Source organism: Pseudomonas fluorescens (genome assembly GCF_902497745.1).
Classification (GTDB): domain Bacteria; phylum Pseudomonadota; class Gammaproteobacteria; order Pseudomonadales; family Pseudomonadaceae; genus Aquipseudomonas; species Aquipseudomonas fluorescens_BM.
On record NZ_CABVHJ010000005.1, the window covers coordinates 276,749 to 288,909 of the forward strand.

General features: G+C 60.4%; 13 protein-coding genes. 9 read left to right on the forward strand and 4 right to left on the reverse strand.

Annotation, left to right across the window (positions count from 1 at the left end):
• Nucleotides 1-54: 54 nt before the first annotated feature.
• Together F8N44_RS10260 and F8N44_RS10265 are read right to left on the reverse strand one after the other, a co-directional pair.
• Nucleotides 55-459 carry a DUF4398 domain-containing protein gene (locus F8N44_RS10260; RefSeq protein ID WP_034154861.1) on the reverse strand — a complete coding sequence of 135 codons (405 nt, stop codon included), beginning with the start codon at nt 457-459 and terminating at the stop codon, nt 55-57.
• 377 nt (nt 460-836) lie between these two features.
• Nucleotides 837-1,181 (reverse strand): hypothetical protein, encoded by a 345-nt coding sequence (locus F8N44_RS10265; protein WP_038357825.1) that lies wholly within the window; start codon nt 1,179-1,181, stop codon nt 837-839.
• A 213-nt stretch (nt 1,182-1,394) separates the two neighbouring features.
• On the opposite strand from F8N44_RS10265, the gene ppc reads away from it, so the two are divergent.
• From ppc to F8N44_RS10305, 7 genes are all read left to right on the forward strand, one after another.
• Nucleotides 1,395-4,025, forward strand: coding sequence for a phosphoenolpyruvate carboxylase (ppc, locus tag F8N44_RS10270; RefSeq protein WP_150650224.1), 2,631 nt, complete (start codon nt 1,395-1,397; stop codon nt 4,023-4,025).
• Between the two features lie 300 nt (nt 4,026-4,325).
• Nucleotides 4,326-4,976 carry an adenylate kinase gene (adk, locus tag F8N44_RS10275; RefSeq protein WP_008078383.1) on the forward strand — a complete coding sequence of 217 codons (651 nt, stop codon included), beginning with the start codon at nt 4,326-4,328 and terminating at the stop codon, nt 4,974-4,976.
• Between the two features lie 93 nt (nt 4,977-5,069).
• Entirely contained in the window at nt 5,070-5,744 is a 675-nt protein-coding gene (gene tsaB, locus F8N44_RS10280) for a tRNA (adenosine(37)-N6)-threonylcarbamoyltransferase complex dimerization subunit type 1 TsaB (RefSeq protein ID WP_150650225.1), read from the forward strand.
• Nucleotides 5,745-6,000: 256 nt separating this feature from the next.
• Complete coding sequence (locus F8N44_RS10290; RefSeq protein ID WP_150650226.1) at nt 6,001-6,312, forward strand: hypothetical protein; 312 nt, start codon at nt 6,001-6,003, stop codon at nt 6,310-6,312.
• Nucleotides 6,312-7,172 carry a DUF72 domain-containing protein gene (locus F8N44_RS10295; protein WP_150650227.1) on the forward strand — a complete coding sequence of 287 codons (861 nt, stop codon included), beginning with the start codon at nt 6,312-6,314 and terminating at the stop codon, nt 7,170-7,172. The genes F8N44_RS10290 and F8N44_RS10295 overlap by 1 nt, the downstream gene beginning before the upstream one ends.
• Nucleotides 7,173-7,204: 32 nt before the next feature.
• The gene (locus F8N44_RS10300; RefSeq protein WP_150650228.1) at nt 7,205-8,026 is read left to right on the forward strand and encodes an isocitrate lyase/PEP mutase family protein; all 822 of its coding nucleotides are present in this window, start codon (nt 7,205-7,207) and stop codon (nt 8,024-8,026) included.
• Between the two features lie 2 nt (nt 8,027-8,028).
• Nucleotides 8,029-8,721, forward strand: coding sequence for an extensin family protein (locus F8N44_RS10305; RefSeq protein ID WP_150650229.1), 693 nt, complete (start codon nt 8,029-8,031; stop codon nt 8,719-8,721).
• A gap of 3 nt (nt 8,722-8,724) precedes the next feature.
• Here the strand turns inward: F8N44_RS10305 and F8N44_RS10310 are convergent, their stop codons facing one another.
• Nucleotides 8,725-9,345 (reverse strand): energy transducer TonB, encoded by a 621-nt coding sequence (locus F8N44_RS10310; protein WP_150650230.1) that lies wholly within the window; start codon nt 9,343-9,345, stop codon nt 8,725-8,727.
• 95 nt (nt 9,346-9,440) lie between these two features.
• Between F8N44_RS10310 and F8N44_RS10315 the strand changes: the two genes are divergently transcribed.
• Nucleotides 9,441-10,220, forward strand: a complete 780-nt coding sequence (locus tag F8N44_RS10315; RefSeq protein WP_191630883.1) for a class I SAM-dependent methyltransferase — start codon at nt 9,441-9,443, stop codon at nt 10,218-10,220.
• A 106-nt stretch (nt 10,221-10,326) separates the two neighbouring features.
• On the opposite strand, the gene F8N44_RS10320 is transcribed toward F8N44_RS10315, so the two are convergent.
• Entirely contained in the window at nt 10,327-10,962 is a 636-nt protein-coding gene (locus F8N44_RS10320) for a TetR/AcrR family transcriptional regulator (protein WP_095119312.1), read from the reverse strand.
• Between the two features lie 94 nt (nt 10,963-11,056).
• On the opposite strand from F8N44_RS10320, the gene F8N44_RS10325 reads away from it, so the two are divergent.
• Nucleotides 11,057-12,157 (forward strand): efflux RND transporter periplasmic adaptor subunit, encoded by a 1,101-nt coding sequence (locus tag F8N44_RS10325; RefSeq protein ID WP_150650232.1) that lies wholly within the window; start codon nt 11,057-11,059, stop codon nt 12,155-12,157.
• Nucleotides 12,158-12,161 lie beyond the last annotated feature (4 nt).

Sequence of the window (12,161 nt, forward strand, 5' to 3'; positions counted from 1 at the left end):
AATTTTCGTCCTTTCTATCGGTAAGAGATTCAGCTTTGCGGTCGGGATGCGCGCTTACTGCACGGTGCGCTGACTTTCCTGACGCAGTTCCTGAACACCTTTCTGGGAATCCTTCACAGCCTGTTCGGCTTTCGCGGCCTGAGCCTTGCGTTCGGCGACGCGAGCGTCCCACTCAGCTTGCTCGGACAGAGTGCGCGCTTCGTCATACTTCTTGTCGTGCATGGCGATTTCGGCTTGTTTCAGTTTGTCCTGCGCCTGCTTCATCTCAACCGCAGCAAACTCGGTACCGCCGGCGCTGACAGCGCTATTCACGGCCGATTGGGTCACGGCGTATTGCTCGGTCGGTGGGTTACCGGCGCAACCGGCCAGTACGAAGCTGGTGCCGATGGCCAGAGCCGCCAGTTTCAGACCGCGCAGGTGGGTAAACGAGGTTTGGTTTTTCATGGTCTTCAACTCCATTAGGCATCTCCTGAAAACATCTGAATCCATCCTGGTCGAGGAGCCGCAAGCGACGTGTGAAAGCGCGTTTTTGAAACGCTCGTTCCAGGCGTGGTTACAGGTTCCGACCGGCGGGATTTTTCAAAAGTTCAGAAAAGATGGCTAATCGCCAAAAAAAACTTTGACCGAATGGACAAGGCTCTAGAGCGGGAACTTTGGCGAGATGGAGCGGTACGCGCGGGAGTATTTAAGATGAATTTCATGCGGTTTTTCAGCAAGTCGTAGATCCCGGTGGGAGCGAGCTTGCTCGCGAAAGCGGTGGTTCAGGCACAGTCATTTCTAATGTGCGGACGCCTTCGCGAGCAAGCTCGCTCCCACAGGTTTTGAGGCGTTAGAAGTTAATGTTTTTGCTTGCCGGCAGTGGCCGAGAGGTCATGCAAATGCCTGCGCGACAACGCCAGAAACCGCGGCGTCGGCCCAACATCCTCATACAACGGATCACCTTCCTCATCCGTCGCCACCACCGTCGAGCCTTTCACATACGGCAGGCTCGCTTCGAACTCTTCAAGCGCCGCGCCAATCAATTCGCCGAGCAGTTCTTCGGCATGCCGTTTCGGGTACATCTCGGCAATCGCCGCCAAGCGCGCAGCGGCCTCGACGTCCAGGTGAATCGTGTAGCCAGTGTCGGTCAGGCGACCTTTGGCGTTTTCTTCCCAATGCTGGGCGAGTTCACGAATTTTCATGATGACCTCATTTCGCGCCTGCTCATGGCAGGCCTGGGTGAGTGTCCGGCAGCGCCGGCGGCAAGCCGTTGTACGGCTTACTGTTGAGACTAGCTTTCGCCCGCAAGGTTTAAAGTCCCTTGGTCGGATGCTTGTAAGAAGCGCCGTAGAGCGGCACTCTCTAGGTCATGCACTCGTTTCTAAGCCGTCCGGATTACTGCTGGGGAATTGCTGATGACCGATATTGATGCACGCTTGCGCGAAGACGTTCACCTGCTCGGAGAGCTGTTGGGCAATACGATTCGAGACCAGTACGGCGAGGCGTTCCTCGACAAGATCGAGCAGATTCGCAAGGGCGCCAAGGCCGACCGCCGTGGCTCGATGGACGCTGAACTGAGCGCCAGCCTCAATCAATTGACCGAGGACGAATTGCTCCCGGTGGCGCGGGCGTTCAACCAGTTTCTCAACCTGGCGAACATCGCCGAGCAGTATCAGCTGATCCATCGCCGCGAAGAGTCGCAGCCGGCGCCGTTCGAATCCCGCGTATTGCCCGAGTTGCTCGCCCGTTTACGCAATGAAGGTCACAGCGCCGAATCGCTGGCACGTCAGCTGTCGCGACTGGAAATCGAACTGGTGCTGACCGCGCACCCGACCGAAGTGGCGCGGCGCACGCTGATCCAGAAGTACGACGCGATCGCCGGGCAACTCGCCGCGCAGGATCATCGCGACCTGACCAGCGCCGAACGTGAACAGATTCAAAACACCCTGCAACGATTGATCGCCGAAGCCTGGCACACCGAAGAAATCCGCCGCACGCGCCCAACGCCGGTTGATGAAGCCAAGTGGGGTTTCGCGGTAATCGAACACTCGCTGTGGCAGGCGATTCCCAACCATATGCGCAAGGCCGACAAGGCGTTGCATGAAGCGACCGGTCTGCGTCTGCCCTTGGAAGCGGCGCCGATTCGCTTCGCGTCGTGGATGGGCGGCGACCGTGACGGCAACCCCAACGTCACTGCTGCCGTGACCCGCGAAGTATTGCTGCTGGCGCGCTGGATGGCCGCCGATTTGTACCTGCGTGATGTCGATCACCTCGCTGCCGAACTGTCGATGCAGCAGGCCAGCGATGCCCTCAAAGCCAAGGCCGGTGACAGCGCCGAGCCGTATCGCGCGGTGCTCAAGCAACTGCGCGAACGCCTGCGTGCGACGCGCAACTGGGCGCATGCCGCGCTGACCGCACCGACGCCAGCGCCGTCTGATGTGCTGAGCAACAACCGTGATCTGCTCGATCCGCTGGAGCTGTGCTTCAACTCGCTGCACGAATGCGGCATGGGTGTGATCGCCGATGGCCCGCTGCTTGATTGTCTGCGTAGGGCGGTGACCTTCGGCCTGTTCCTTGTGCGTCTGGATGTGCGGCAGGACTCGTCGCGACACAGCTCGGCGATGACCGAAATTACCGATTACCTGGGCCTTGGTCGCTATGAAGACTGGGACGAAGAGCAACGCATCACCTTCCTGACCCGCGAGCTAAGCAACCGACGGCCACTGCTGCCGGCGCATTTCAAACCGTCGGCCGACACCGCAGAAGTGCTCAACACCTGCAAGGAAATCGCTGCGGCACCGGGCGCTTCGCTTGGCTCTTACGTGATTTCCATGGCCGGCGCCGCGTCCGATGTGCTCGCCGTGCAACTGCTGCTCAAAGAGTCCGGCGTGTTGCGGCCGATGCGCGTGGTGCCGTTGTTCGAGACCCTCGCTGACCTCGACAACGCCGGGCCGGTGATGGAGCGGCTGTTGCTGCTGCCGGGTTACCGCGCACGGCTGCAAGGCCCGCAGGAAGTGATGATCGGCTATTCCGACTCGGCCAAGGACGCTGGCACCACGGCGGCGGCTTGGGCGCAATATCGTGCGCAGGAACGCCTGGTGGAAATCTGCCGCGAACAACAAGTCGAGCTGCTGCTGTTTCACGGTCGCGGCGGCACCGTGGGCCGTGGCGGTGGCCCGGCGCACGCGGCGATTCTGTCGCAGCCGCCGGGATCGGTGGCGGGGCGGTTCCGCACCACCGAGCAGGGCGAAATGATTCGATTCAAATTCGGCCTGCCGGACATCGCCGAGCAAAACCTCAATCTGTATCTGGCGGCGGTGCTTGAAGCAACGCTGTTGCCGCCGCCACCGCCAACGCCTGAGTGGCGCCATCTGATGGATGAATTGGCGGCGGACGGTGTCAGCGCTTATCGCCAGGTTGTGCGGGAAAATCCGCAGTTCGTCGAGTACTTCCGTCAGTCCACGCCGGAGCAGGAGTTGGGGCGTTTACCGCTCGGTAGTCGCCCGGCCAAGCGTCGTGCGGGCGGCATCGAAAGTCTGCGGGCGATTCCGTGGATCTTTGGCTGGACGCAAACGCGGTTGATGCTGCCGGCGTGGCTCGGTTGGGAATCGGCGTTGAGCAAGGCGCTGGAGCGCGGCGAAGGCGAGTTGCTCGGGCAGATGCGCGAGCAGTGGCCGTTCTTCCGCACCCGTATCGATATGCTCGAAATGGTGCTGGCCAAGGCTGATGCGGATATCGCATTGTCCTACGATCAGCGTCTGGTCGAGCCGGATCTGCTGCCGTTGGGCGCGCAGTTACGCGACCTATTGTCGCAGGCGTGTGCGGTGGTGCTCGGCCTGACCGGGCAGTCGCAGCTGCTGGCACATAGCCCTGACACCCTCGAATTCATCCGTCTGCGCAACACTTACCTCGACCCGCTGCATCTATTGCAGGCCGAACTGCTGGCCCGCTCGCGGCAGCAGGATGTCGAGCAGGGCAGCCCGGTGGAACAGGCGTTGCTGGTGTCTGTGGCGGGGATTGCCGCCGGTTTGCGAAATACCGGCTAACGTTTTTGTCGTGGCATGCGGCACTGGCAGCAAACGCCGGATGCCGCTTTGCCTCACGGCGCAAAGTGCCGCCAGGCGACAGTTAATGATGGGGTTGCGACTTGGGTTACCGCGTCGCAAGGTCGCAGGAGGCTTCGGTTTCTCCGACTTTTGGCGTCTTGTGTGGGCGCAGCCTGCTGTGTATCTTGATCAGCCTTTGGCCGTTTGTGCGGCCACGACCCGTATTTTCAGGATTCGTCCCAAGAGGCGAATCCTTTGTTTTGTAAAAGCTTTTTATAAAAAAATTGAGGAGCACATCTAATGCGCGTCATTCTGCTGGGAGCTCCCGGGGCCGGTAAAGGTACTCAGGCTAAGTTCATCACCGAAAAATTCGGCATTCCGCAAATCTCCACCGGCGACATGCTGCGTGCCGCGGTCAAGGCTGGCACTCCACTGGGCGTTCAAGCCAAGAGCATCATGGATGCCGGCGGCCTGGTGTCGGATGACCTGATCATCGCACTGGTTCAGGACCGTATCGCTCAGCCAGACTGCGCCAATGGTTTCCTGTTCGACGGCTTCCCGCGCACCATTCCGCAGGCTGAAGCCCTGGTCACTGCCGGCGTTGAGCTGGATGCCGTGGTTGAAATCGCTGTTGAAGACGAAGAAATCGTGCAACGCATCGCCGGCCGTCGTGTTCACGAAGCCAGCGGCCGCGTTTACCACATCGTCTACAACCCGCCGAAAATCGCTGGCAAAGACGACATCACTGGCGAAGAACTGGTACAGCGCAAGGACGACACCGAAGAAACCGTGCGTCATCGCCTGTCGGTCTACCATTCGCAGACCAAGCCGCTGGTGGAGTTCTATCAGAGCCTGTCCGCGAAAAACGCTGGCAAGCCGAAGTACAGCCACATCCCGGGCGTTGGTTCGGTCGATGCGATCACCGCCAAGGTGCTGGCCGCGCTGAGCTGAAAAGTCTGAACCGCAGCATCATCCACGGCCCGCTTGCGGGCCGTAGTTGTTTATACTGACGCACTTTTTCCCACCCCTGTTTTGGAAACATCGATGAGCACCTTGCTGGCCCTGGACACCGCGACTGAAGCTTGCTCCGTTGCCTTGCTGCATGACGGCAAGGTCACGAGCCATTACGAGGTGATCCCGCGCCTGCACGCGCAGAAGCTGCTGCCGATGATCCAGCAACTGTTGGCTGACGCCGGCACCACGTTGCAGGCAGTCGATGCGATTGCCTTCGGTCGCGGGCCGGGTGCGTTTACCGGTGTGCGGATTGCCATTGGTGTGGTGCAAGGTTTGGCGTTTGCGCTGGATCGTCCGGTGTTGCCGGTGTCCAACCTCGCGGTGCTGGCGCAGCGTGCGTTGCGTGAACATGGCGTGAGCCAGGTCGCGGCGGCCATCGATGCGCGGATGGATGAAGTGTATTGGGGCTGCTACCGTGAGACGGCGGGGGAAATGCGCCTGGTCGGTGCCGAAGCGGTGTTGCCACCGGAAGTCGCGGCGCTGCCGGCCGATGCCAGTGGCGACTGGTTTGGGGCTGGCACGGGTTGGGGTTATGGCGAGCGTATCGCTGTCAATCTGACGGGTTCCGACGCCAGCATGTTGCCCCACGCCGAAGACCTGCTGACGCTGGCGCGTTTTGCCTGGGAACGCGGTGAGTCGATCCCCGCTGACGATGCGCAACCGGTTTACCTGCGCGACAAAGTCGCCACCCCGAAAGCTCGCTGACTCACCACGAACCCTGTGGGAGCGAGCTTGCTCGCGAAGGCGTCCGGCCAGTCAATATCAATGTTGAATGTGCTGGACTCTTCGTGAGCAAGCTCACTCCCACAGGGAATTGTGCTTCCTCCAAATTGGCCAATCGTCAGTTTCTAACCCCTCGTTTTAAACCTTTTGCGCTTTATGTGTTCTAGTTATCACTCGGCGATTTGCTAAGTCGGTCAGGTGCCGCTAAATTGCCATCATCGATACCGAGCATGAAATTATGCGTATAGACGGCCTTTCCTCTCAGTCCTACCCCATCAAGCGCAAGCCTCGCAAAGGTAATGTGGCGCTGGATGAATCCGTCGACGATATCGACGGCGAGCTGGAATTTCCGACTGAAGAGCAAATGGCTGCCCGCGCTGCTGCCAAAGCCGCCGCGCAACGCCTGAGCAATCTGCCCGCCCGTCAACAAGACATGATTTACCACCGTGCGATGAAAAAGAGCGTAGCCATGGCCCTGGCCAGCTACCTGAGCACCGCCGGGTTTGTCGATTGGGATGCAGACGTGCTGGGCCTCGATCTGTACATCTGATGGATCTGCCTTACTACCTCGGTTGCCCGTCCTGGAGCGAAAACGCCTGGCGCGAGTATCTGTACCCGGTAGACGCCAGAACTTCTGACTTCCTCAGTCTCTATTCGCAAGTGTTCAACGCCGTTGAAGGCAACACGACCTTCTACGCCAGCCCGTCGCCGGCCACCGTGCAGCGTTGGGCCGAGGTGATGCCCGAACACTTTCGCTTCACCGCCAAATTCCCCGGTGACATCAGCCACAGCGGTGATCTGCGCGAGCAACTGACCGCCGCCGAGACCTTTCTGCAATTACTCAAGCCACTCGGTCAGCGTGTCTCGCCGTTGTGGCTGCAACTGTCGAAAAGCTTCACGCCGCATCGCCTGCCGGAACTGGCGGCGTTCATCGATGCGCTGGATTGCCCGTTGGCGGTGGAAGTGCGGCATGAACAGTTCTTCGCCAAGGGTGAGAGCGAACGCCTGCTGAATCGCCTGCTGCTGGATCGTGGTGTCGAGCGCATTTGCCTTGATCCGCGTGCGCTGTTCAGCTGCCTGTCGACCGAATCTTCGGTGATCCACGCGCAATCGAAAAAGCCGCGAGTACCGACACGCCCGGCGGCATTTACGCAGTTTCCGCAAGTGCGCTTCATTGGTCATCCAGAGCTCGAGGCCAACGACACGTTCCTCGTGCCGTGGGTGGCGAAAATCGCCGAGTGGATCGAAGAGGGGCGTACGCCGTACATCTTCCTGCACACCGCCGACAACCTGTTGGCGGCAAAACTGGCGCAACGTTTTCATGCACAACTGATGCAACGTTTGCCTGGCCTGCCATCGCTGCCTGAGCTATACAGAGAGCCCGCCGCGGAGCAACTTGACCTGCTCTGAAACGGATTTTTGTCTTGCCCAGGAGCCTGCCGATGGATGCCCAAACCCGTAAAGCTCACACCTTCAAAGCCCTGCATGAACAACCAGGGATTTTCGTCATTCCCAATCCGTGGGATGCGGGGTCGGCGAAAATGCTCGCGAGTCTCGGCTATCAGGCCTTGGCAACCACCAGCGCCGGTTACGCGTTTTCCCAGGGCAAGGCCGATGGTGCGTTGAGCCTCGACGAGACCCTGGCCAATGTCCGCGCGATTGTCGCGGCCACCGATTTGCCGGTGGCGGTGGATCTGGAAAACGGTTTTTCCGATGACCCGGCCGAGGCCGCGAAAAGCCTGCTTCGCGCAGCGGAGGCGGGTGCGGTCGGTGGTTCGATCGAAGACGCCACGGGCCGCGCGGATGCGCCGATCTCTTGCTTCGAACACGCTGTGGCGCGCATCGAAGCGGCCGTCGCCGCTGTGCGCACGCTGCCATTCCCGTTCATCCTGACGGCGCGCGCGGAAAACTACCTGCACGGCAATCCTGATATCAACGACACCATCCGCCGCTTGCAGGCCTTCGCCGAAGCGGGCGCCGACGTGTTATACGCGCCAGGTTTGCGCAACGCCGAAGAAGTACTGGCGGTGGTACGCGCGGTGGCACCGAAACCGGTCAATGTGCTGATGTCCGGCGGTTTGAAACTGACCGTGCAGGAGCTCCAAGAAATGGGTGTGCGGCGGATCAGTACCGGTTCGGCCTTGGCGTTGGCGGCGTTCGGCGAGTTCTTCCGCGCCGCTGAGGAGATCCAGCAGTCCGGCACCTTCGGCTTTACTTCGCAGTCGATGCCGTATGCCAAGGCCAATCAGTTTTTCAAAGGCTGAGCATGGGGCGGTGGATATTCTGGCTGGTGCTGCTGATGATTGGCGGCACTGCGGTGAGTGTCTGGCGCGGTTGGCTGGACGTGCCGCCGCAATGGAATCCGTGGGCGCCGCTGGACGTGAAGGCCACGCCCAACTGGCTGACCGGATACAAGCTGATGCGTTTGCGCAGCGACCCACAACTCTGTGCGCAAGCGTTAAGCAGCTCTGACTTGCGCGTCACGCGGCAATCCGACAGCCCCGACGCCAAGTGTCCGCTGATCGGCGCATTGCGCGTACAGGGCGGTGAAGTGGCGCTGAGCAGCAGTTTCCTCGCCAGTTGTCCGCTGGCGGTGGCCTACGCGATGTTCGAACACCATTCGCTGCAACCCATCGCGCAATCCGTTTACGGGCAGAAAGTTGCGCGTGTCGATCACCTCGGCAGCTTCGCCTGTCGCAATATCTACAATCGCGAAAGCGGCGCGCTCAGCCGCCATGCCAGTGCCGATGCGCTGGACATTGCCGGATTTCGTCTGGCCGACGGCCGCAGCATCAGCGTGCTCAAGGACTGGCCGAAGCAAAATCAGGACGCGCAGTTTCTGCGTCAGGTGCGTGATGGCGCCTGCGAGGCGTTCAGTGTGGTGTTGAGCCCGGATTACAACGCCGCCCATCGCAATCACTTTCATGTCGATGTCGGGCGCTGGAGCGTGTGTCGCTGAGCGTTAAGCGGCGAGGCGCAGGTTTTGCAGAACGATCGGACGTGCCCAGCCGTTATCGAAGTCCAGTGCCTTCTGTTGCTCGACGATTTCTTCCGGCGGGAACGGCGGGTAAGGCTTCTGCAGCAGGTCCAGGTCGAATTCGGCAATCGGCAGGTACAGCGGCTTCTTCTGCGGCGCTGGGCCTGGCTCTGGTGTCGGCTGACCATTGTTGATCACCACCGGACGCACCCAGCTGCTGTCGAAATCCTGTTGCTCTTGCTGAGCTTTCAGTTCTTCTGGCGGGAACGGCGGGAATGGCTTGTCCAGCAAGTCCATTTCGAACTCGGCGATCGGCAGGAACAATGGCTCCGGCGGACGCACTTCAGTTTCGACCACATCGCACTCACGCTGACTGACGATGTGCGCGTGCAGCTCGCTGCCGATGGTCGGTTCTTCAGGGCTGTTCAGGTCAACCGGAGGGAACGTGCCGCAGGCAGGCACCACTTCACTCGTCTGTTCGGCCATCGCCTGGGCAAAGAAATCCTGCCACAGGTGACTGACGCCGCTCAGTGCTTGAGTGTTGTGACGGCTAAAGTCGCCATGGGGCGAGATGTAGCCAATCGATGTGGGAAGAATGCCTGACATTTTTTTCGGTTGACGCTCAGCTCTGGCAAAATGCGCGTTGAATGAATTATCGGCGGTTTTTGCTGATCCTTGAATTTTTGAGCGTGTTTTCCATGATCGAGCAATCTGCGGCCTGCCGCATCCATGTTCAGGCCCTCGGCCCGACGTTTGAAGCGCAAGCCGGGCAGTGGGCCGAGCGCCTGGGCCTGCCGCTTGAAGTGGCGGACGGCGAGTTTGCCTTGCAGGTCGGCGAGCAGGGTTTGCAGCTGCAACAGCTCGGCCCGGACGCACCGGGGCCGGTGCGGGTCGACTTTGTTGAGGGTGGCGCGGCGCATCGTCGGCTATACGGCGGCGGCAGCGGGCAGATGATCGCCAAGGCTGTCGGTATCGCCCAAGGCGTGCGCCCGCGTGTGCTGGATGCCACAGCGGGGTTGGGCAAGGATGCGTTCGTGCTGGCCAGTCTGGGTTGCGAAATGAGCCTGATCGAGCGTCAGCCATTGATTGGTGCGCTGCTGGAGGACGGTCTGGCGCGGGCGGCGGAAGATTTCGACGTGGCGCCGATCGTGGCGCGGATGAAATTGCTCAAGGGCAACTCCATTGAGGTCATGCAGAACTGGGAAGGTGAGCCGCCGCAGGTGATCTATCTCGACCCGATGTTTCCGCACCGTGAGAAGACTGCTCTGGTGAAAAAGGAAATGCGCCTGTTCCGGCCGCTGGTGGGCGATGACCCGGATGCGCCGGCGCTGTTGCAGGCTGCGCTGGCGTTGGCGACGCACCGGGTGGTGGTCAAGCGACCGCGCAAGGCGCCGTGTATTGAGGGGCCGAAGCCGAGTCATGCGCTGGATGGCAAATCGAGCCGCTATGACATCTATCCGAAGAAAGCTCTAAAACCCTAAGACCGAGTCGCTGCTATTCGCGAGCAGGCTCGCTCCCACCTTGGAATGCATTTCAACTGTGGGAGCGAGCCTGCTCGCGAAGGCGTCCGCTCAGGCACCTTAAAAGTCAGGGCCTGTAAGCACGCATAAACAACGCTACAACTTCCTGCACATGGCTTTCCGCTGCCTCTTCAGTCAACGGCTCCCCACAGCCATACAACAAACGAAAATTCCCCGCGCCTTTGATCAGGCAAAAGAAATGCTCGGCGGCATTGCGCGGCAGATCGATGCTCAGCGCGCCGGTTTCGTGGATGCGCGTCAACAACCGCTCCATCCCTTGCACCATGCGCTGCGGACCCGCCTCGAAGAAGATCAGCGACAGCTTCGGGTCCTGACTGCCGAGGGCCATGATCAAGCGGTGCAAGTTCACCGATTCATCGCTGTTGATCAGGTGATGAAAGCCTCGCGCAATGTTCAGCAACACATTTTCCACGGCAATGCCTTCGGGCAATTCGAAGAACAACGGCGGTAATTGCTCCTCGCACTTGGCCACGACGGCGGCGGAGAACAGCGTCTCCTTGTCGTTGAAATGGCTGTAGACCGTCAGCTTCGACACGCCCGCTTCGCTGGCAACCGCGTCCATGCTGGTGTTGGCATAGCCATGACTCAGAAACAGAATTTTCGCCGCGTCGAGGATTGCCTGGCGCTTGGCCAGATCCTTGGGGCGGCCCGGACCGTTTGGAGCTGAAAGATTGTTCGACATTCTTCGCTTTTAATACTGGACTGGTGAGTTTGCTATTAATACCATACCCGCCAGTATAATTATTCCAAGCACCATTAGCGAAAGGTCCGTCACCATGTTCCGCCATGCGTTGTCCCTCGCGTTGCCAGTGAGTCTGGCGTTCCTTTTGTCAGCATGCGGTCAGGAAGAGGCGACGCAAGTCACCGTGCGACCGGCCATGGTGGTGCAGCCAGAGCCTTCGGCGCAGGCGATGGAAAGTTATCCGGGCGAGGTGCGCGCTCGCTATGAACCCGATCTGGCCTTTCGCATTGGCGGCAAAGTCAGCCGACGACTGGTCGATGAAGGTCAGCGCGTGAAGGCAGATCAGCCACTCGCAGAACTCGATCCGCAGGACGTGCGCTTGCAATTGGAGGCCACTCGCGCCCAGGTCGCCGCTGCCGAAGCCAATCTCAATCTGGTCCGCGCCGAGCGTGATCGCTACAAGACCCTGATGGATCGACAGATGGTCAGCCGCTCGGCTTACGACAACGCCGAAAACCTTTACCGTTCCGGTGAAGCCCGCCTCAAACAAATCAAAGCTGAATTCAACGTTTCGACCAACCAGGCCAGTTACGCGGTGCTGCGTGCGCCGCAGGATGGCGTGGTGGCCAAGCGTTCGGTCGAGGTGGGGCAGGTGGTTGCCGCCGGGCAGACCGTGTTTACCCTTGCCACCGACGGCGAGCGCGAAGTGCTGATCAGCCTGCCGGAGCAGAGCTTTGGGCGCTTCAAGGTCGGTCAGCCAGTCACTGTTGAGTTGTGGACCCAGCAGAACCAGCGCTTCGCCGGGCAGATTCGTGAACTGTCACCCGCCGCCGATCCACGCTCGCGCACCTTCGCCGCGCGCATCTCCTTCACCGGCGGCAAAGTCCCGGCCGAACTGGGCCAGAGCGCCCGTGTGTTCGTGCAGTCGGCCGACAGCGTTTCCCTGTCTGTGCCGCTCTCGGCACTCACCGCCGAAAACGGTGCGACCTACGTCTGGGTCGTCAAAGGCAACAACACCTTGAAGAAAACCCCGGTGCGCATCGGCCCGTTCGGTGAGAGAAGCGTGCCGGTGCTTGAGGGTTTGAACGCCAGCGACTGGGTGGTGGCTGCCGGCGTGCATGTGTTGCTCGAAGGGCAGCAGGTGCGTCCGGTGGATCGCTCCAATCGTGTGGTCAATCTGGCGGACAAGGAGTAAGCCC

Coding starts and splice junctions, on each gene's coding strand:
- F8N44_RS10290 (WP_150650226.1), top strand. CDS start 6,001: ATGCGTATAGACGGCCTTTCCTCTCAGTCCTACCCCATCAAGCGCAAG.
- F8N44_RS10310 (WP_150650230.1), bottom strand. CDS start 9,345: ATGTCAGGCATTCTTCCCACATCGATTGGCTACATCTCGCCCCATGGC.
- F8N44_RS10260 (WP_034154861.1), bottom strand. CDS start 459: ATGGAGTTGAAGACCATGAAAAACCAAACCTCGTTTACCCACCTGCGC.
- F8N44_RS10305 (WP_150650229.1), top strand. CDS start 8,029: ATGGGGCGGTGGATATTCTGGCTGGTGCTGCTGATGATTGGCGGCACT.
- F8N44_RS10295 (WP_150650227.1), top strand. CDS start 6,312: ATGGATCTGCCTTACTACCTCGGTTGCCCGTCCTGGAGCGAAAACGCC.
- adk (WP_008078383.1), top strand. CDS start 4,326: ATGCGCGTCATTCTGCTGGGAGCTCCCGGGGCCGGTAAAGGTACTCAG.
- F8N44_RS10300 (WP_150650228.1), top strand. CDS start 7,205: ATGGATGCCCAAACCCGTAAAGCTCACACCTTCAAAGCCCTGCATGAA.
- tsaB (WP_150650225.1), top strand. CDS start 5,070: ATGAGCACCTTGCTGGCCCTGGACACCGCGACTGAAGCTTGCTCCGTT.
- F8N44_RS10265 (WP_038357825.1), bottom strand. CDS start 1,181: ATGAAAATTCGTGAACTCGCCCAGCATTGGGAAGAAAACGCCAAAGGT.
- F8N44_RS10325 (WP_150650232.1), top strand. CDS start 11,057: ATGTTCCGCCATGCGTTGTCCCTCGCGTTGCCAGTGAGTCTGGCGTTC.
- ppc (WP_150650224.1), top strand. CDS start 1,395: ATGACCGATATTGATGCACGCTTGCGCGAAGACGTTCACCTGCTCGGA.
- F8N44_RS10320 (WP_095119312.1), bottom strand. CDS start 10,962: ATGTCGAACAATCTTTCAGCTCCAAACGGTCCGGGCCGCCCCAAGGAT.